The organism is Burkholderia sp. BCC1640, from assembly GCF_902833125.1.
In the GTDB taxonomy this organism is placed as follows: Bacteria; Pseudomonadota; Gammaproteobacteria; order Burkholderiales; family Burkholderiaceae; genus Burkholderia; species Burkholderia diffusa.
This window is the reverse complement of record NZ_CADFEF010000004.1, coordinates 91,161-109,871: the sequence shown is the minus strand read 5'-3', so window position 1 is coordinate 109,871 and position 18,711 is coordinate 91,161. Positions and strand designations below refer to the sequence as shown.

At 63.8% G+C, this 18,711-nt stretch carries 10 protein-coding genes, 2 tRNA genes and 1 pseudogene; 7 read left to right on the top strand and 6 right to left on the bottom strand.

Translation table 11 applies throughout. From position 1 onward, the window contains the following. Positions 1-75: 75 nt before the first annotated feature. On the top strand, positions 76-2,163 hold the full coding sequence (locus tag HWX25_RS06480; protein ID WP_059531101.1) for a UvrD-helicase domain-containing protein: 2,088 nt from the start codon (positions 76-78) through the stop codon (positions 2,161-2,163). A 90-nt stretch (positions 2,164-2,253) separates the two neighbouring features. On the opposite strand, the gene HWX25_RS06475 is transcribed toward HWX25_RS06480, so the two are convergent. Beyond that, on the bottom strand, positions 2,254-3,153 hold the full coding sequence (locus tag HWX25_RS06475; RefSeq protein ID WP_175907757.1) for a c-type cytochrome: 900 nt from the start codon (positions 3,151-3,153) through the stop codon (positions 2,254-2,256). A gap of 252 nt (positions 3,154-3,405) precedes the next feature. Between HWX25_RS06475 and HWX25_RS06470 the strand changes: the two genes are divergently transcribed. Continuing rightward, a tRNA-Arg gene (locus HWX25_RS06470) sits at positions 3,406-3,481 on the top strand. A gap of 68 nt (positions 3,482-3,549) precedes the next feature. On the opposite strand, the pseudogene HWX25_RS06465 reads toward HWX25_RS06470, so the two are convergent. Both HWX25_RS06465 and HWX25_RS06460 read right to left on the bottom strand, forming a co-directional pair. Then, positions 3,550-4,061 (bottom strand): annotated as a pseudogene (locus tag HWX25_RS06465) (site-specific integrase); the annotation flags it as partial. A gap of 381 nt (positions 4,062-4,442) precedes the next feature. Beyond that, the gene (locus tag HWX25_RS06460) at positions 4,443-4,985 is read right to left on the bottom strand and encodes a hypothetical protein (RefSeq protein WP_175907755.1); all 543 of its coding nucleotides are present in this window, start codon (positions 4,983-4,985) and stop codon (positions 4,443-4,445) included. A 1,614-nt stretch (positions 4,986-6,599) separates the two neighbouring features. Here HWX25_RS06460 and HWX25_RS06455 point away from each other — a divergent pair. Together HWX25_RS06455 and HWX25_RS06450 are read left to right on the top strand one after the other, a co-directional pair. Next, complete coding sequence (locus HWX25_RS06455) at positions 6,600-7,691, top strand: acyltransferase (protein WP_244138739.1); 1,092 nt, start codon at positions 6,600-6,602, stop codon at positions 7,689-7,691. Between the two features lie 295 nt (positions 7,692-7,986). Beyond that, on the top strand, positions 7,987-8,631 hold the full coding sequence (locus HWX25_RS06450) for a hypothetical protein (RefSeq protein ID WP_175907753.1): 645 nt from the start codon (positions 7,987-7,989) through the stop codon (positions 8,629-8,631). A 523-nt stretch (positions 8,632-9,154) separates the two neighbouring features. On the opposite strand, the gene HWX25_RS06445 is transcribed toward HWX25_RS06450, so the two are convergent. Further along, positions 9,155-9,231, bottom strand: a tRNA-Met gene (locus tag HWX25_RS06445). 562 nt (positions 9,232-9,793) lie between these two features. Further along, positions 9,794-10,219, bottom strand: coding sequence for an RICIN domain-containing protein (locus tag HWX25_RS06440; protein ID WP_175907751.1), 426 nt, complete (start codon positions 10,217-10,219; stop codon positions 9,794-9,796). 1,105 nt (positions 10,220-11,324) lie between these two features. On the opposite strand from HWX25_RS06440, the gene HWX25_RS06435 reads away from it, so the two are divergent. Genes HWX25_RS06435 through HWX25_RS06425 form a run of 3 tightly spaced genes read left to right on the top strand, consistent with a single transcriptional unit; the run spans position 11,325 to position 18,234 of the window. Further along, on the top strand, positions 11,325-13,145 hold the full coding sequence (locus HWX25_RS06435; protein WP_175907750.1) for a glycosyltransferase family 41 protein: 1,821 nt from the start codon (positions 11,325-11,327) through the stop codon (positions 13,143-13,145). Between the two features lie 48 nt (positions 13,146-13,193). Then, entirely contained in the window at positions 13,194-15,704 is a 2,511-nt protein-coding gene (locus HWX25_RS06430; protein WP_175907749.1) for a glycosyltransferase family 41 protein, read from the top strand. A 40-nt stretch (positions 15,705-15,744) separates the two neighbouring features. Further along, the gene (locus HWX25_RS06425) at positions 15,745-18,234 is read left to right on the top strand and encodes a tetratricopeptide repeat protein (protein ID WP_175907748.1); all 2,490 of its coding nucleotides are present in this window, start codon (positions 15,745-15,747) and stop codon (positions 18,232-18,234) included. A gap of 167 nt (positions 18,235-18,401) precedes the next feature. Here HWX25_RS06425 and HWX25_RS06420 read toward each other — a convergent pair whose 3' ends face one another. Further along, positions 18,402-18,701 carry a flagellar protein FliT gene (locus HWX25_RS06420; RefSeq protein ID WP_059533511.1) on the bottom strand — a complete coding sequence of 100 codons (300 nt, stop codon included), beginning with the start codon at positions 18,699-18,701 and terminating at the stop codon, positions 18,402-18,404. Between the last annotated feature and the right edge of the window lie 10 nt (positions 18,702-18,711).

The following is an 18,711-nucleotide window of genomic DNA, read 5'->3' as shown; positions in this document are numbered from 1 at the left end:
CCGCCTGCAATCCAGGCCTGCCGCGCGCGGCATCCTCCCGGCGTTCCGCCGTCAACCGCAACATCATCCGTCATCATGTCCGCAGGCCTCAACCCCGCTCAGAACGAAGCGGTGCGCTACCTCGACGGTCCCTGCCTCGTGCTCGCCGGCGCGGGCAGCGGCAAGACCCGCGTGATCACGCAGAAGATCGCGCACCTGATCGAAGCGAAAGGTTTCGAGCCGCGCCACATCGCGGCCGTCACGTTCACGAACAAGGCCGCGGCCGAAATGCGCGAGCGCGTGTCGAAGCTGCTGGAAGGCAAGACGCTCACCACACCCGGCAAGGAAGGCCGCAAGGTGCCCGTCAACCAGCTCACCGTGTGCACGTTCCACTCGCTCGGCGTGCAGATCCTGCGCCAGGAGGCCGAGCACGTCGGGCTGAAGCCGCAGTTCTCGATCATGGATTCGGACGACTGCTTCGGGATGATCCAGGAGCAGATCGGCACCACCGACAAGGGCCTGATCCGCAAGATCCAGAGCACCATCTCGCTGTGGAAGAACGGCCTGATCATGCCCGATGAGGCGATGACGATCGCGGCCAACGAGGACGAGCACCAGGCTGCGCTGGTCTACCGCAACTACGTCGCGACGCTGCACGCGTACCAGGCGGTCGACTTCGACGACCTGATCCGCCTGCCGGCCGAGCTGTTCGCGAAGAACGAGCAGGTGCGCGACCGCTGGCAGAACAAGCTGCGCTACCTGCTGATCGACGAATACCAGGACACCAACGCGTGCCAGTACGAGCTGCTGAAGCTGCTCGCGGGCCCGCGCGCCGCGTTCACGGCGGTGGGCGACGACGACCAGGCGATCTACGGCTGGCGTGGCGCGACGCTCGAGAACCTCGCGCAGCTCGGCAAGGATTTCCCGAAGCTGCACGTGATCAAGCTCGAGCAGAACTACCGGTCGACGGTGCGGATCCTGACCGCCGCGAACAACGTGATCGCGAACAACCCGAAGCTGTTCGAGAAGAAGCTGTGGTCCGAGCACGGGATGGGCGACTCGATCACCGTCACGCCGTGCAACGACGAGGAACACGAAGCCGAATCGGTCGTGTTCCGGCTGTCCGCGCACAAGTTCGAGCGGCGCACGCAGTTCCGCGACTACGCGATCCTGTATCGCGGCAACTTCCAGGCGCGGATCTTCGAGCAGGTGCTGCGGCGTGAGCGGATTCCGTACGTGCTGTCGGGCGGCCAGTCGTTCTTCGACAAGGCCGAGATCAAGGACCTGTGCGCGTACCTGCGCCTGATCGCGAACGCCGACGACGATCCCGCGTTCATCCGCGCGGTCACGACACCGCGCCGCGGGATCGGCAACACGACGCTGGAAGCGCTCGGCTCGTTCGCGGGGCAGGCGAAGGTGTCGCTGTTCGAGGCCGTGTACATGGGCGGGATCGAGGCGCGGCTGTCCGCGCGCCAGGTCGAGCCGCTGCGGATGTTCTGCGACTTCATCCAGCGCCTGACCGATCGCGCGGACAAGGAGCCCGCGACCGTCGTGCTCGACGACATGATGGAGGCCATTCACTACGAGGCCTATCTGTACGACGCGTTCGACGAGCGGCAGGCGCAGTCGAAGTGGCAGAACGTGCTCGAATTCCTCGAATGGCTGAAGCGCAAGGGCACCAAGCCCGAGACGGAGGCCGTCGACGGCGAGGCCGACGGCTTCCACAACGCCGACGGGCTCGCCGATACCGGCAAGAACCTGCTCGGCCTGATCCAGACCGTCGCGCTGATGTCGATGCTCGAAGGCAAGGACGAGGATCCGGACGCGGTGCGCCTGTCGACCGTCCATGCGTCGAAGGGGCTCGAGTATCCGCACGTGTTCCTGGTCGGCGTCGAGGAAGGCATCATGCCGCACCGCGGCGGCAGCGAGGACGACGGCCCGATCGACAACGAGCGGATCGAGGAGGAGCGCCGGCTGATGTACGTCGCGATCACGCGCGCGCAGCGCAGCCTGCACCTGAACTGGTGCAAGAAGCGCAAGCGGGCGCGCGAGACGGTCGTGTGCGAACCGTCGCGCTTCATCCCCGAGATGGGTCTCGACGAAGCGCCGCCGCCGACGCCGGAGGAAGCGCCGATGACGCCGAAGGACCGGCTCGCGAGCCTGAAGGCGCTGTTGCAGAAGTGACGTGCGGGAGGCGGCCGGCCCGGCCGCGCCGGCAAAAGAAAACCCCCGCGATGCGCGTGCGCTGCGGGGGTTTTTTCTGGCCGGCAGGCGTTACTTCGACGCGTTGACCATGTAGTCGACGGCCGCCTTCACGTCGGCGTCGGACGCGCTCGACCCGCCCTTCGGCGGCATTGCACCCTTGCCGTGCAGCGCGTAGTTGTAGACGGTATCCATCGAGTCCTTCAGGCGCGGTGCCCAGTCCTCCTTGCTGCCGAACTTCGGCGCGCCGAGCACGCCGGCCGCGTGACACGCCTGGCAGACCTGCGTATACAGCGCCTTGCCGGCCGATGCGGCGTCGGCGCTGGTCGGCGCGGCCGCGGGCTTTTCGCCGGCCTTCGGAATCGCGGCGATTGCGGCCATTGCAGCGGCGGCCTGCGCGTTCGACGCGTCGGCGCCCGACGCGCCTGCCGCACCCGCCGCGCCGCTCGCCGCCGGCGCCGCATTGGCGGCCGGGGCAGCCGGCTCGGGGAAGTTCGCGCCGTCGTTGTTCGCCATGTAGACGATCGCGCGCGCGATTTCATAGTCGCTGACGTCATCGGGATTCGTACCGCCGCGCGGCGGCATCGCGCCCTTGCCCGACAGCGCCGTCTTGAGCAGCGTGTCGAAGCCTTGCGAGATGCGCGGTGCCCAGTCGTCCTTGTTGCCGAACTTCGGCGCGCCGGCGGCGCCCGTGCCGTGACACGTCACGCACACGGCCTTGTAGACTTCCTCGCCGGTCTTGTACGTGCGGGGCGCGTTGGCGTCCTTCACGTCGACCTTCGCGAGCGGCGCGATCCGCGCGGCGACCTGTTCGTCCGATAGCGCGTCCGTGCCGGCGCCCGAGCGGAACGCGTGGTTGGCATAGGTGGCAAACAGGACGATCAGGGCAATCGGAATCGCGAATGATGCGATGACGACGGCAATCAGCTGCCCGGGGGTTTTGACGGGAGATTCGTGGGGTGCTTCGCTCATGCTTGCCTCGTCTCCGTGAATAGGAATTGTGAGCGCGGTGCAACGGCAAAATGGCAGTCCAATGAAGCACGGACGATTATAGACGGAACGTTTACATCACGGCGAGCGGCGCGAAGGCGCGTGTTTACCCGCACGAATGGGGGCCTGACGGGGATTCTGCGGGCAAGGTGGACGCTTCATGGGAAACCGGGTATCCTTGCCGTCTTGCCAATGGTGGGCGGCCGGTTTATTGGGGTCGTTTCACTGTCACACGCGCCCGTAGCTCAATGGATAGAGTACTGCCCTCCGAAGGCAGGGGTTGCTGGTTCGATCCCAGCCGGGCGCGCCAAAAAGCCTGATCAGGCTTTCAGCGGTTTCGCTACTTCATCGTGTTCCCCCGGTACAGTGAAATTACAGTTAGCCGGCTGCGGTCAGCAGTGTTTCCGGCGGCGCTGACGCTGTTTCGCGCGACAGTTCGATGACCTGGGCAATAGGCAGATGTGGCTGTACCCACTGCGCCAGGTGAGCGGCCGACAGGTGTGCATAGCGCTGCACCATTTCGAGCGTTTCCCACCCACCCAACTCCTCAAGACCTGCAACGGCGTGCCGCGCTGGACGTGCCAGCTCGCCCAGGTGTGCCGCAGATCGTGCCAGCGGAAATCACGGATGCCGGCGCGCTTCAGCGCCTTGCTCCACGCGGCCGTCACGGTCTGATACACCGGCCGGCCCTGGTACACGAACACGCTGTCGACGAACTCGGGTGCCCGCTTCTTTGCACGCTGGCGCAGTAGGACTGCAATGGCCGTATCGGACAGCGGAACGGTGATCGCCTTCTTTGCCTTCGCCTGGTCCGGATGAATCCAAGCGACGCGCCGCACGATGTCGACCTGCGACCACTGTAACCCGGTCACGTTCGAGCGCCGCAGACCCGCTTCGCCGAGCTGAATGACTGGCTTGGTGAGGCGGTTGTGGCGTTTGACGACTATGAGATTCCGCCAGCACCAGTCCCGAAAAAAGAGCAATGAACTGATCTGATTTACCAGGTTCACTTGAGAAGTTCGCACATTCAGCTTCTTTTGTCATATTTTGCACGATTATTTTTTCAGGGCGATGTTGCTTCATCGATATAATCGCAATGGAAAAAGCATATACGAAAGACGTTGTGATGCGCCCCCCCACTAGCCGAAGCGGTAGTGCGGCATTATGGAGTACACTCCGTCAGTGCTTAGTCCGTTTCGGCGACATAAAATATAAATCGTAATTCCCGATGGGTTGGCGTGCTGCTTGGAAGTTAATTATGTGAAATCAGATCACTTAACCACTCGTACATAAACGCTGTTGTAAGCGATGACATTTCCATTCTTGTAGACATACGTAATTTCTCCAAATGTTGAATTCATGAGAGTCTGGTTGCTTGCGTATGCTGGCCCGGGCTGTTGGACGAGCAGTCCAGGTGCTTTTACTTGAAAAAGCCAGCCGGTCTGATTCAAGGTCCACATATTTGAAACGTTATTGGTCACATCTTGCCGTTTGCCATCACTAGTAATGAGCGTGATTTTTAATTGGACGCTTCCACCTTTGGGAAGACGAATGCTGTTCTGCTCGATGAATTGGCGTGTTGTCGCTGCGTCGTTAATTCCCTCTGCCATGAGTTCGACCTCGCCTTTGTGAACGACGCCGTTTATGCTAATTTCAAGTAAAGCGTTCGGCTGATCATTGTTAGGCTGGGAAAATGAGGGGTTGACTGCCACAAAGAATGCTGCGGAAAACAAAAACTTTGAGAGCATGTTTATTGTCTTGGTCATGGTGTTAGTTGGATTCAATGGGAAGGTTGTTTTGAGTTCGATGCGCAATGCAGGATGCTCGTACGGAGTCGCGCAGATATTGCACAATTTGGTTGGCAACATTTCCCATGCCTGGTATAGGGTTTGCATCCTTTACGCATTTGTTGATAACGGTTCCAATTGAATTCCAGTCGGATTCGGTGCCGCATCCATTCTTGTTTAGAGAGTTTTGAAGATCGTTTTCAATGTGATACTTTGCCATATGGCCTTCGCACCACTTTTCTCTGATGAATTGAGGGATTCCGCTAGAAAGAAATTTGCAGTTTTGCAAGACTTGTGGCCATTGTCCACTCTTTCGAATGAGCGGGTCGACAAAATCGGGGACCACAGCATCGAGCCACTTCTGATTCTGTAATGTCGACTTGTTAATGCAGGCATCTTTGGCAATGCAGGTTTGGTTGTTGATAAATCCATTGGAAGTCGCGCCAGCGGGCCTGTCCAATTGACCGAGTTTCGCGACGGATGAATAACACAAGTCTCCGCAATAGTCATTGATGTATGTTATGGTGGCTGTGCAGTACGAGGAGCCCATTCCAACATTGGCGGTGGATGCGGTAAGTCTGCAAGACGGTTCTCCGGGGATTGCCTTTGTTTTTTCGAACAATGGGTAACAAGTGCTGTTTCCTACCGCAGCAGTCGAGTTTAGGGGGAGAAGTGCGACGAGTGCTGTTGCTGTAGTGTACTTAATTTTATTTATCATTTATGGCGGCATTCCTGATGGCATTTAAAAATGCGATGAAGATTGGGGATTAATCCAAAATCAGGGTATCGAAGAGGGTAGCCGATTGATATGAGACGAGTCAGATATTTTGGTGGGCGATTGGTGAAGAGTGAGTGGGTATGAGGCAATCACGATGGCGATCCAGACGATTTCGCACTTGACCCGCTGGCGACCTCGCGCATTAGCGCTAGTCGAATTCATGCGACAGGGCTGTGTACCGGGCAACCGGTCGCAGCCCTTTTTTGTGTCTGGCGGTGGCACGAATAGAGGTGCTATTGCCGTTTGTTGGTTTGGTGTGCGGGAGGGGCGGTCGCCTTAAGGCCGGTGTCCTCGCGCGGTTGTCGTGCTGTCCGGCAGGGGCCGGAGAGGTGAGGATGGGGTATGGGGCGGGGCTATGCCGCATAGGCCGCCGCGCAGTCCCCTCCCCGCCTGCGGGCTTCGCTTGACAGGGTGGTTTTAATGCACCCGGCTACTAGGCTCGACGGCCCTTGTGGTGTGGAATTTCGGGCGTTTTCCCGTGCGCGGAAATCATGCGTTTTGATGCGCGACGATGCGAATCGATGCGTCGTCGCACGCAGTTGTGACCCTGCCCCACCTGCCCGCAAAAGCGAGTGGATTTTATGCACGCATGCACAGGCAGCACAGGGCCGGCCGGCACGGGCCGCGCGGCGATCGGCGGGACGTTTCTTCTATGCACCTTTATGCACCCTGGTTATGCAGTCTCTGTGTTTCGTGGCCTGCTTTCGGCGGTTCGGCCATAATCGCCGCTCACGCGGCACCGGCTTCGTGCAGTAAGAGCCTGCCCTCCAAGTGCCAGCCGGCCGCGCAAGCGGCGTATGGGGATGGCCGGTGTTTGCGTGAGCGTCGGGCCGACGCGTTCTCAATTCCAACAAGATTCGACCGTGAAGTTTTCCCGAATTCCCGAGCTTGACCTGCTCCGCTTCCTTGCTGCCATCGCCGTTGTGTTCTTTCACTATGCCTTTCGAGGCTACGCCGGCGACGACCTGACGACCATGCACTATCCGGCGCTCGAGCCGATCGCGCAGTACGGATTTCTGGGCGTGCACCTGTTTTTTATGATCAGCGGCTTTGTGATCCTGATGACGGCGGGCGACGGAAGCATCAAGCGCTTCATCGCGTCACGCGCATCTCGCCTCCTACCCGCGTTCTGGGTCTGCTGCACGATCACTTTTTTCGTGACGCTCGCGATCGGCGGCGATCGATTCACCGCGACGTGGCCGCAATACCTGGTGAACCTGGTGACGCTCGGCGGTGGCTTCGGCGCCGATCCGATCGACGGCGCGTACTGGTCGCTCGGCGCGGAGCTGCGGTTCTACCGCCTGGTCGGCATTCTGCTCATCATCGGCCAGATCCATCGCGCCGAGCGCTGGCTGTTCGTTTGGCTCGTCGCGACCGTGCTTGTGAACCTGTTCCCCATCATCAAGCTCAAGGGCTTTCTGGTGACGGACTATGCTGGATTCTTCATCGCCGGCGCTGCGTGCTTTCTCATCCGCGCACGCGGCCTGTCGCGATCGCGCATCGCGCTCGTCTGCGCCGCCTGGGCGCTCTCGCTCTATCACGAATTCCAGCTCCTGCCGTACTTCAGCGAGAACTTCGGGAAGCCTCTGAATCCGGTGGTCGTAGCGGCCGCGATGACCTCGTTTTTTGTTGTGATGCTTACGCTCGCGTTGCGCCACAGGCCGATGCTCAACAGCTCGCGATGGGTTTGGTTCGGTGCGGTCAGCTATCCGCTGTACTTGATCCATCAGAACGTCGGCTACATGCTGTTCAACGAAGTCGGTGCGGCCGTCGACCAAGTCGTACTGTTTTGGGGTGTAGTCGTCGCGGCGATCGGGGCCGCACTGCTTGTGCACGTTGCGATTGAGCGTCCCGCAGCTGCGCCGCTGAAGCGGGGCGCGTTGTACGTGCTCGGCGCAATGTGGCGCCGTATGCCTGTGCGCATTTGGCGCTGGCAGCAGGAACCTCGCCCATAATGAGCAATCACACCGCGCCGACTTTGTGGAGTGAGAGGTTGCCCCCGAGCGCCTGACGGTCGCGCGAGCGACGTAGGGTAAAAGTCGGGGCTCGCGTCACTAGACGAACGGTCGCACCACATGGGGGACTGCATGGCGAACGAAGTCGATTCGAATAACGACGCGGAGGCTTACGGGAAAAGCATCGCCGCGCTCATCGATGCGCTTGGCTTGCCCGCGGGCTTCTTCAAGTCGATCTACGAAGAGCGTGATTGGGTCGTTCGTAATTCAACTGCACGCGCTCATAGAGGGGACATTGAATCATGCGATCGAGAAGAAGATAGGGACGGAACTAGAGTCTATTTTCCGCCGCATGCCAATGTCTGGCCCTACAGGGAGGATTGCGGTCGCGACGAAGCTGGGTTTGCTCGAGTTTTCGGATGCAACTGCCTACCTCAAAATCCTGGGCCAGATGCGAAACGCGTGTGCGCACGGTATCCGGAATGCCGTCGATTTCACGATCGAGGGTTGGATCGAGGCGCAGCCCCACCCAGAACGGATCATCATGGATTTATGTGGTGGCCGTGACGCGGCTGCAGAGGTCATAACGCTTGGAGGCAAGGCGGTCGAGCGCGGTACATTCGCACGCCAGAATCCCAAGCTCGTGCTGTACTGGCTGGGCGGGATGCTCATCGGCGAACTTTACGAAGTGGCCGAAATGGCCGCATGGGAGCGGGAAAAGGCCGATATTCTGGAGAAGATGTGGCAGCTTCAGCGGGCACATAACGAACTCATCGCGCGTTGCTCAACGCCAGTCAAGCCGATGGGTCTGTTTCAGCTCCTGGGTGAATTGTCGACCCCCACCGACGAGTCAGGTAAGCCGGCGGAAACGGCAGTTCAGGCGCGGCCGGCGCATCCGGCGAGGCGGCGGCCTGAATGCGACGAAGCGGGCGAACATTGAATTCCTGCGCGGTTCAGTTGTGGCGCGAACCCCGCGCGTCACTACAGTGGAATTTCAGTTTGACTGAGCTTGTGCAGCCCTGAATGACCTTGTGTAGCCTTGGTTTTACCTTTTGCGAGTCGTGCAAGGCATTGATTTCAAACACGTTATGACGGGCCGATAAAACTCCGAAGGCAGGGGTTGCTGGTTCGATCCCAGCCGGGCGCGCCAAGCCTAGTCAGGCTCTCAGCAGTTTTATTCCTCGAATTGATCTTCCGCCATGCTCCGCTAGGGCAGCATGAGGGCAAAACCTGCGCGCGTGTGCGATGCCGGTCCATTTGCCGATCACCGAACATCAGCTCGACGACACAGTCGTCAAGCGGTAGCACGAGTGAAAAGCCCCGCGCGGGACGAGGTTTGGTTTAGTGGGTCGACCGCCTCGATATCCGAGATGTCGGCGAGTAAGGTGCATCATTCAGACGCACACAGCGCTCTGGCGCGAAAGCAAAAAGCCCGCTTGCTTTCGCATAGCGGGCTTCGATGTTGGTTGCGGGGATAGGATTTGAACCTATGACCTTCGGGTTATGAGCCCGACGAGCTGCCAGACTGCTCCACCCCGCGGCACGGATTGTAATCACAATGCGGCGCTGCGTCAAAGTGTGTCGGCACCTGTTACTCATCCTCCTACTTGTCGCGGTTACTGACGAAGAGACGCGGAGGAGCAGATGGCGAGAATCGGCTGGCCGCGTTTTTCGCCCGCTTGGCCTGCTCGTCCTTCTTGCCGGCTTCACCTTCCTTCGCGTAGAGGGAAGGGCAATAGCGGTAGCAGCGCGAACTTCGACCGCCGTAGCCTCAACACGGTCAAGCGCCACGCCCTGAAGCAGCGTCAACACGTCACAATCTCCCATCGGAAGGGGAACAGCTTTCGTGCGCTTGCCAAATGGCCTGATTAGGCTTCCAGCGAATTTCCCCGTTCGTCGTGTTCCGTCGCGCAACTGGATTGCAGCGTGCGCCAGCGTTTCCCGCTAATCCGCGACGAACCAAAAAAGAAGCCCGCCGAACGGAGTTCAGCGGGCTTTCGTCGCGCGCGGCGCATTCGATGTCTCCCCGGTGCAACCAATCCAGACGACGCGCGAGCCGCGAAAGCCGCGCGCCGCGAGCGGGGCCGGCCGCGATCCGCGGGTTACTCGAACGACTTCAGGTTGTTCAACGGAACCAGACGCCACTGTTGGGCCGGCGAGCCGTTGATCGGATATAGCCAGAGCGGATTCCCGTTGCTGACGACACGGCCCTTGTCGTCGAGGCACAGGCTTTCGTCGGCCCGCGGCACGATGTATCCGGGATGAGAGAAGAAGTCCCACTGGATCGCGGCGGGGGTCGGCTTGAGCCGCAGCAGGGCTTCCGGCGCGATTCGGTCCGCGCCGATCGCAAGCACGCCGCCGCTCCCGTTCAACGAGATGATGCCCGTATCGAAGTTGACATCCCAGAATGCATAGCGAGGCGGCAGCCCGTTCTTGCTTCGCAGTACGACTCCGCTGTCCTGCGACTGATCGGTCACGCCAATCACATAAGTCGGATCTTGAGCATATTCAATAATATAGACGCCCATTTTTACTCTCCTGATCGATCTTCGAAAATTCACCCCGTCGATGCGGTATTCGCCGGGCTTTAATCGGCTCGGCAAGCGAATATTAGGAGGAGGATTGAAAAATGCTACCTGTCACATATCGCAGGATTTGGGATTGTAAATAATTGATGTGACTCTTGATTTTAATTGGTGACGGTTTTAAATAAATTTGAGCTGCAATCAAATTATTGGTTGAGGTTTTTGGGTGGAATGGAAAATTAAGTATGTGCTTGATTTAACGGTGTTAAGGCGGCGGAGTGTCGGGTTTGTAGTGCGCGCCGCCCGTGTTTGTTGCTGATGTGTATTCCAATAGTGAGTCGCATGTGTGAACTGAGCGGGTGATGCGTTATTTTGGTGATGGGATCTGTAACAAGATCATCGTTTTTGTCGTTGGGTGGGGCGACTCAAGTACAAAAATTCACCGTGGCCGCAAAAGCGGCACGTGAAAGAAAACCACCCGCGGCAGTTTTATCTTCGCTTTTGTTTTCGTCGCCATGATCATGCGACTTGTTGTCCTTCTCCAGTCGCTTCTCGGTTCTTTTGCCTCGATTCCAGCACGACCAGCAGCCGCGACGGATGTTCGTCGAGCACCTGACGTCATTGCGAGTTGCCCGCGGCGCGATCGGCCGCCGGCTCGTTCGGCGCGGTCAACATCGACAAGCCGGTCAACGAGACCGCGAAACCTGAACCTGATCGGCCACGCGCTCGCGCGCATCGTGCCGGTATCGCACGGTCCGCGCACGTGCCGGCCGCCGAGCGCCAAGTCGCCAGACCGCCCCCGAGACGCCACCCGTCCCGCGATGCGACGAATTACGGGCGTTTTGCTCGACTGATCGTCCCTTCGAAACACAGCGAACGTCGCGACAATATCCGCGAGTTTCCTGCCGTCGGCGCCGACGCGCCGGCGTGTCCGCGCCTGCCTTTCATGCGACCCCGGCGCCCCCCGGCCTGACGGCGGGGGCGCCGGCTGTCGCACGCCGGAAGCGCCGTCCGGGCATCGTCCGGGGCAGTCGCCCGGGCGGCCGGTTCGTCATCCATGCCTATCGCAGACCCAGCAGACCCAGCGGACCCAGCGGAAGCCCCGCCTATGAACGAAAACCTCCTCGAACGCGGATACCCGTCCGGCGCGGACACGCCAGTCGAGGCGCTGCTGGCGTCCGCGCTGGACCATTACGACGCGGGCCGGCTCGACGCTGCAGAGCGTCTGTGCCGGCAGGTGCGGCAGCGCGAGCCCGAGCGGGCCGAGGCGCTGCACGTGCACGGGCTGGTCGCGTTTCGCCGCGGCGACTTCGACGCTGCCGTCGCGGCGATCGCGGACGCGATCCGGCGCGATCCGCAGGCACGCTATTACTACAACCTGGGCACCGTGATGGCCGCGCACAACCGGCCCGCGGCGGCGGCCGAGTGCTTCCGGCAGGCGCTCGCGCTGCAGCCGGACGATGCGGACGCGTACAACAACCTCGGCAACGCGTTGCGCACGCTGAAGGATTGCGAAGGCGCGGTGGAGGCGCTGGGCACGGCGATCCGGCTGCGGCCCGACCACGCGCAGGCCTACAACAATCTCGCGAACGCGATGCTCGATGCGGGCGAACTGGAGGCCGCGCTTGAAGGCTACCGCGCCGCGATCGCGTTGCGGCCAGACCTGCTCGAGCCGCACGACAACCTGCTGTTCGCGTTGAATTACAGCGCGGCCGCCGCGCCGCACGTTCATTTCGATGCCGCGCGGCATTACGGCGCGCAGGCCGCCGCGCGAGCGGTGCCGTACCGCTCGTGGCCGACGGCAGATGGCGCGAGACCGCTGCGGGTCGGCATCGTATCGGGCGACCTGAAGCATCATCCGGTCGGCTATTTCCTCGAAAGCGTGCTGCGCGCGACCGATCGCACGCGCGTGGTGTTCGTCGCGTATCCCACCCGCGATGTCGAGGACGACCTGACACAGCGGCTGCGCCCGCTGTTCGCGGGCTGGACGAGCCTCGCCGCGCTGAGCGACGAGGCCGCGGCCCGGCGAATTCGCGACGATGCGATCGACATCCTGATCGACGCGGCGGGCCACACGATCTTCAACCGGCTCGCGCTGTTCGCGTGGAAGCCGGCGCCGGTGCAGGTGTCGTGGATCGGCTATGTCGCGACCACCGGGCTCGACGCGATCGATTACGTGCTGGGCGATCGCCACGTGCTGCCGGCCGACGAGGAAGCGCATTTCGTCGAGCGGCCGTGGCGCCTGCCCGACAGCTATTTGTGCTACACGCCGCCGCGTGATGCGATCGTGCCGGGCCCGCTGCCGCAGCTGGCCGGCGGCGCGGTGACGTTCGGCTATTTCGGCAAGCTCGGGAAGATGAGCGACGCGGTCGTGCGCGTCTGGTCGCGGGTGCTCGCGGCGGTGCCCCGGTCGCGGCTGCTGCTCAAGGCGAGCGAGCTGGCCGGCGCGTACGCGGTGCGCCGCACGCGCGAGCGGTTCGCGCAGCACGGCATCGATCCGGCGCGGCTGCTGCTCGAGCCGAATGCGCCGCGCGGCGAATACCTGGCGTCGTACCGTCGCGTCGACGTGATGCTGAGCCCGTTCCCGTATTCGGGGGGCACGACGACCGCCGATGCGTTGTGGATGGGCGTGCCCGTGCTCGGCATCCGGGGCGACCGGTTCGTCACGCACATCTGCGAAAGCCTGCTGCAGACGGTTGGCCTGGCCGACTGGGTCGCGCGCGACGAAGACGACTACGTCGCGAAGGCCGCGGCCTTCGCGACCGATCTGGCGCAACTGCGGCTGCTGCGGACCGGCCTGCGCATGCAGTTGATCGCATCGCCGCTGTGCAATGCGCCGCGCTTCGCGCGGCATCTCGAGGACGCGTTCCACGGAATGTGGGCCCGTCGCGCGGACCGGGCCGGCGACATCGCCCGCCCGCTCGGCTGACTCATCGACCGGACCGCGCGCGAAACGACGCAACGACGAAACGACGACATGCAACAGACCACGGACATTCTCGGCGCCGCACTGGCGCATCATCAGGCGGGCCGGCTGGGCGACGCGAAGGCGGGCTACGAGCAGCTGCTCGCGCGCGAGCCCGCGCATCCGGACGCGCTGCATTTCCTCGGGCTGCTGACCTGTCAGGCAGGGCAGCCGGAGGAAGGGATCGCGCTGATGCGCCGCTCGATCGACGCGTATCCGAGCGCGATCTATCACAACAATCTGGGCAACGCGCTGCGCGAGCGAGGCCGGCTCGACGATGCGATCGCTGAGTACCGCGAAGCGGTGCAGCGACAGCCGGACTACGCGGAAGCGCACAACAACCTGGGCGATGCGCTGCGCGAGGCGCGGCAGCCGGATGCGTCGATGCAGCACTGCGCGCAGGCGATCGCGCTGCGGCCGGACTATGCGCAGGCGTACAACAACCTGGGCAACGCGCTGAAGGACCTGGGGCAGACGGATGCGGCGGTGCTCGCATACGGCAAGGCGATCGAGCATGACCCGCGCTACGCCGATGCGTACAACAATCTCGGCAACGTGCTGACGACGCAGCGCAAGTTCGACGCGGCGGTGGACAGCTACCGCGCGGCCGTCGCGCTGGCCCCGGCCAGCCCGATCGCGCACCGCAATCTCGGCGCGGCGCTGCTTGCGCGCGGCGACCGCGACGAGGCGATCGCGACCTTGCGCCGTCTCGTCGAACTGGCGCCCGCCGACGCGCAGGCGCGCGTCGATCTCGGTACCGCGTTGCGCGACGCAGGGCTGGCCGACGCGGCGATCGAGCAGTTCGAGCGCGCCGCGGAACTGTCGCCGCTGCGCGCCGACGCGCACGCGGGCCTCGCGGAGGTGCTGTACCGCCGGCGGCAGACGGCGCGTGCGGCCCAGTGCATGACGCGTGCGCTCGAGCTGGCGCCCGATCACGGTCCCGCCTACCGCATGCTCGGCGACATGTATCACGATCTGGGCAAGTACGACGCGTCCGTCATGTGCTACCGGGCCGCGACCGAACTCGATGCGAACGACGTCGACGCGCATCATCGCTGCGCGATGGTGCTGCTGAAGCAGAACTGCGCCGACGACGCGCTGCATCACGCGCGCGCGGCGCTCGCATTGAACGACCGCGCGGCGCCCGCGCACATGACGCTCGGCGACGTGCTCGGCATGCTCGGCGATGTGGATGGCGAACTCGCGCATTACCGCCGCGCGGTCGAGCTCGACGTGACGAATCCGGTCCTGCACGACCGGCTGATCTTCGCGCTCGCCACGCATCCGTCGATCGACCAGGAAGAGACGCGCCGTGCCGCACGGCATTTCGGCGAACACGTCGAAGCCGATGCACGGCCGCTCGCGCATGTCGACACCGGCGCGCGCCCGTCGGGCGGGCGACTGCGCATCGGCTGGGTGTCGGGCGACCTGGTGACGCATCCGGTTGGCATTTTCCTCGAAGGCGTGCTGGCGCATCTCGATCGACACCGGCTCGAATTGATTGCCTATCCGACGTCGGCGGCGGAAGACGACACGACCGCGCGCCTGAAACCGTATTTCGACGCGTGGCATCCGTTTCTCGACCTGTCGGACGAACAGGCGGCGCAGCGGATTCGTGCGGATGGCATCGACGTCCTCGTCGACCTGTCGGGCCACACGGCGCTAAACCGGCTCGGCGTGTTCGCATGGAAGCCCGCGCCGGTGCAGGTCACGTGGATCGGCTTCTTCGCGTCGACGGGGCTGCGCGCGATCGACTACGTGCTGGGCGACCGGCACGTGCTGCCGGCCGACGAGGAAGCGCATTTCGTCGAGCGGCCGTGGCGGCTGCCCGACAGCTATCTGTGCTTCACGCCGCCGCATCCTGCGGTCGACGTCGGTCCGTTGCCGCAACGCGAGAACGGGGTGACGACGTTCGGCTATTTCGGCAAGCTCGGGAAGATGAACGATGCGGTCGTGCGCGTGTGGTCGCGCGTGCTTGCCGCGGTGCCGGGCGCGCGGCTGTTCCTGAAGGCGGGCGAGCTCGACGGCGCGCATGCGGTGCGCCGGACGGTCGAGCGGTTCGCCCGCCACGGGATCGACGCGAGCCGGCTGGTGATGGAAGGCCGCTCGCCGCGCGCCGATTACCTGACGGCCTATCACCGCGTCGACATGATGCTGAGCCCGTTTCCGTACCCGGGCGGCACGACCACGGCCGAGTCGCTGTGGATGGGCGTGCCGGTGCTCGGGATGAAGGGAGGGCGGTTCGTCACGCACATCTGCGAGAGCGTGCTGCAGACGGTCGGCCTCGGTGACTGGATCGCACAGGACGAAGACGACTACGTCGCGAAGGCCGTGGCCGCCGCGGCCGATCCGCAGCGGCTCGGTGTGCTGCGGCAGGCATTGCGCGCGCGGCTGCTCGCGTCGCCGCTGTGCGACGCGCCGCGCTTCGCGAAACATCTCGAGGAGGCGTTTCACGGGATGTGGATGGACAGGACGAACGCGGGCGCCGACGAGCGGGCCGCAGCGGGCGACGAACGGAATTGAGCCGCCCGGCAGGGCGGCGCGCGAACGACGAAACGACGACATGCAACAGACCACGGACATTCTCGGCGCCGCACTGGCGCATCACCAGGCGGGCCGGCTGGGCGACGCGAAGGCGGGCTACGAGCAGCTGCTTGCGCACGAGCCCGCGCATCCGGACGCGCTGCATTTTCTCGGGCTGCTGACCTGTCAGGCAGGGCAGCCGGAAGAGGGGATCGCGCTGATGCGCCGCTCGATCGACGCGTATCCGAGCGCGATCTATCACAACAATCTGGGCAACGCGCTGCGCGAGCGAGGCCGGCTCGACGATGCGATCGCTCAGTACCGCGAAGCGGTGCAGCGACAGCCGGACTACGCGGAAGCGCACAACAACCTGGGCGATGCGCTGCGCGAGGCGCGGCAGCCGGATGCGTCGATGCAGCACTGCGCGCAGGCGATCGCGCTGCGGCCGGACTATGCGCAGGCGTACAACAACCTGGGCAACGCGCTGAAGGATATGGGGCAAGCGGATGCGGCGGTGCTCGCATACGGCAAGGCGATCGAACACGATCCGCGCTACGCCGATGCGTACAACAATCTCGGCAACGTGCTGACGACGCAGCGCAAATTCGACGCGGCGGTGGACAGCTACCGCGCGGCCGTCGCGCTGAACCCGGGCCGGGCGATCGTGCACGGCAATCTCGGCACCGCGCTGCTCGCACGCGGCGACCTCGACGAATCCATCGCGACGCTGCGCCGGGCGGTCGAACTCGATCCGCTGGATCCGCAGGTCCACAACTGTCTCGGCAGTGCGCTGCGTGAAGCGGGCCGGAACGACGAAGCGATCGAGCATTTCGAACGGGTTGTCGAGCTGTCCGGCGGCGACGTCGACGCACACCTCAACCTGAGCCGGGCGCTGAAGAGCCAGAACCGGATCGAGGAGTCCGTCGAGGCCGGCAAGCGGGCCATCGAGCTGGATCCGCGCCGCGCGGAAGGCTATGTGAACCTGGCCCACGCGTATTACTGGCTGGACCGCGTCGACGACGCGATCGTGCAGTACCGGCATGCGCTCGAATTCGATCCGGATTCGGCGGACATTCACCAGAACCTGTCGATCGCGCTGTGCCAGGCGCGGCGCGTCCATGAAGCGCTGGAAAGCGCGCAGGCCGCCGTCGCACTCGAACCCGGCACCGCGCGCCGGCATGCGCATCTCGCGGACGTGCTGCGCAAGACCGGCGACGTCGACGCGGCGATCCGGTGCTATCGCCGCGCGCTGGAGTGCGATCCCGACAATCCGGGCACCTACACGTCGCTGCTGTTCTGCCTCGCGGGCCAGACCAGCTTCGACCCGGATGCGTACCTGGCGGATGCGCGCGTGTTCGGCGCGCGCATGTCGATGCACGCGCAGCCGTGGAGGCACCGGCCGGCGCCGCTGAACGGGCGCAGGTTGCGTGTCGGCTTCGTGTCGGGCGATTTCCGGCGGCACCCGGTCGGCATCTTTCTCGAAAGCGTGGTCGCGCATCTCGATCGGTCGCGGCTCGAACTGGTCGCGTTCACGACGTTCGACACCGAGGACGACTACACCGCGCGGCTAAAGCCGCATTTCGACGGCTGGCATCGCATCACGGATCTCGGGACGGAGCAGACGGCCCGACGCATCTATGACGAGCGGATCGACGTGCTTGTCGATCTGGCCGGGCATACGGCGCACAACCGGCTGCCTGCCTTTGCATGGAAGCCGGCGCCGATCCAGGTGAGCTGGCTCGGCTTTTTCGCGTCGACCGGCATCGCGGAGATGGACTATTTCCTCGGCGATGCGCACGTGCTGCCGGCCGCCGAGGAAGCGCACTTCGTCGAGCGGCCGTGGCGGCTGCCGGACAGCTACCTGTGCTTCACGCCGCCGCCGTACGACGTGCAGGTCGGCCCGCTGCCGATGCTGCGCAACGGGCACATCACGTTCGGTTGCTTCGGCAAGCTCGTGAAAGTGACCGACGACGTGGTGCGCGTCTGGTCGCGCCTGCTGCACACCGTGCCGGGCGCGAAGCTGCTGCTCAAGGCGTATGAACTCGCGGTCGAGGACATCTGCGATGCGACGCGCGTGCGCTTCGCGGCGCACGGCATCGACGCCGATCGCCTGATCCTCGAGCAGGGCTCGTCGCGCGACGCGTACTTCGCTGCGTACAACCGCGCGGACGTGATGCTGAGCCCGTTCCCGTACCCGGGCGGCACGACCACGGCCGAGTCGCTGTGGATGGGCGTGCCGGTGCTCGGGATGAAGGGAGAGCGGTTCGTCACGCACATCTGCGAGAGCCTGCTGCATGCGGCCGGTCTCGGCGACTGGATCGCGAGCGACGAAGCGGACTACATCGCGAAGGCCGTCGCGTTCTCCCGCGATCGCGGCGAGCTCGCGGCGATGCGTGCCGGGTTGCGTCAGCAGATGCAGCGTTCGCCGCTCGGCGACGCGAAGCGGTTCGCCCGCCACCTCGAGGACGCGTTCCACGGCATGTGGGACGCGTGGCTCGCCGGCGCCCCGGACGGCGAGCCGGCGCCGTAACGGCCGCGGCCGGCCCGGCGCCGCGCCGCCGGGCTTCGCGGCGCGCTTCGGCGAGGTGCGCCGCATGCGGACATTCCCAAAAAAAGAAGCCGCATCGCTGCGGCTCTTCGAGGAGAGCGCCCTCGCGGGCGTCGTTGTTGTTCTCGTTCGTTACGCGTCGGTGCGGTTCAGCCGAGCATCCCGGTCGACTGATAACGCGATGCCGCGTCGATGCGCTGCAGCGCCAGCCGATGATTCGTCATCAGCCGCTCGCGGCCGGCCTTCGCCTGTTCGGTGATGATCGCGTCGAGCCGCTGGATCTCGCGGACGATCGCGAGCGCATCCGGCGTCTGATCCGCGTCGAGCGACATCAGCAGCGTGGCGCGTTCGTCCACGAGCGCGGCGGCGCGCTCCCATGCGTCGTGCGAGACGGCGTCCGCGAGCGCGTGCGTGAGCGCCAGCGCGCGTGTCAGCGAAGTGTGTTCCATGGCGAGTAGT

What these genes read in the sequence shown, in the direction of transcription:
- HWX25_RS06480 (WP_059531101.1), top strand. Translation starts at nt 76, where the DNA reads ATGTCCGCAGGCCTCAACCCCGCTCAGAACGAAGCGGTGCGCTACCTC.
- HWX25_RS06475 (WP_175907757.1), bottom strand. Translation starts at nt 3,153, where the DNA reads ATGAGCGAAGCACCCCACGAATCTCCCGTCAAAACCCCCGGGCAGCTG.
- HWX25_RS06440 (WP_175907751.1), bottom strand. Translation starts at nt 10,219, where the DNA reads ATGGGCGTCTATATTATTGAATATGCTCAAGATCCGACTTATGTGATT.
- HWX25_RS06435 (WP_175907750.1), top strand. Translation starts at nt 11,325, where the DNA reads ATGAACGAAAACCTCCTCGAACGCGGATACCCGTCCGGCGCGGACACG.
- HWX25_RS06430 (WP_175907749.1), top strand. Translation starts at nt 13,194, where the DNA reads ATGCAACAGACCACGGACATTCTCGGCGCCGCACTGGCGCATCATCAG.
- HWX25_RS06425 (WP_175907748.1), top strand. Translation starts at nt 15,745, where the DNA reads ATGCAACAGACCACGGACATTCTCGGCGCCGCACTGGCGCATCACCAG.
- HWX25_RS06420 (WP_059533511.1), bottom strand. Translation starts at nt 18,701, where the DNA reads ATGGAACACACTTCGCTGACACGCGCGCTGGCGCTCACGCACGCGCTC.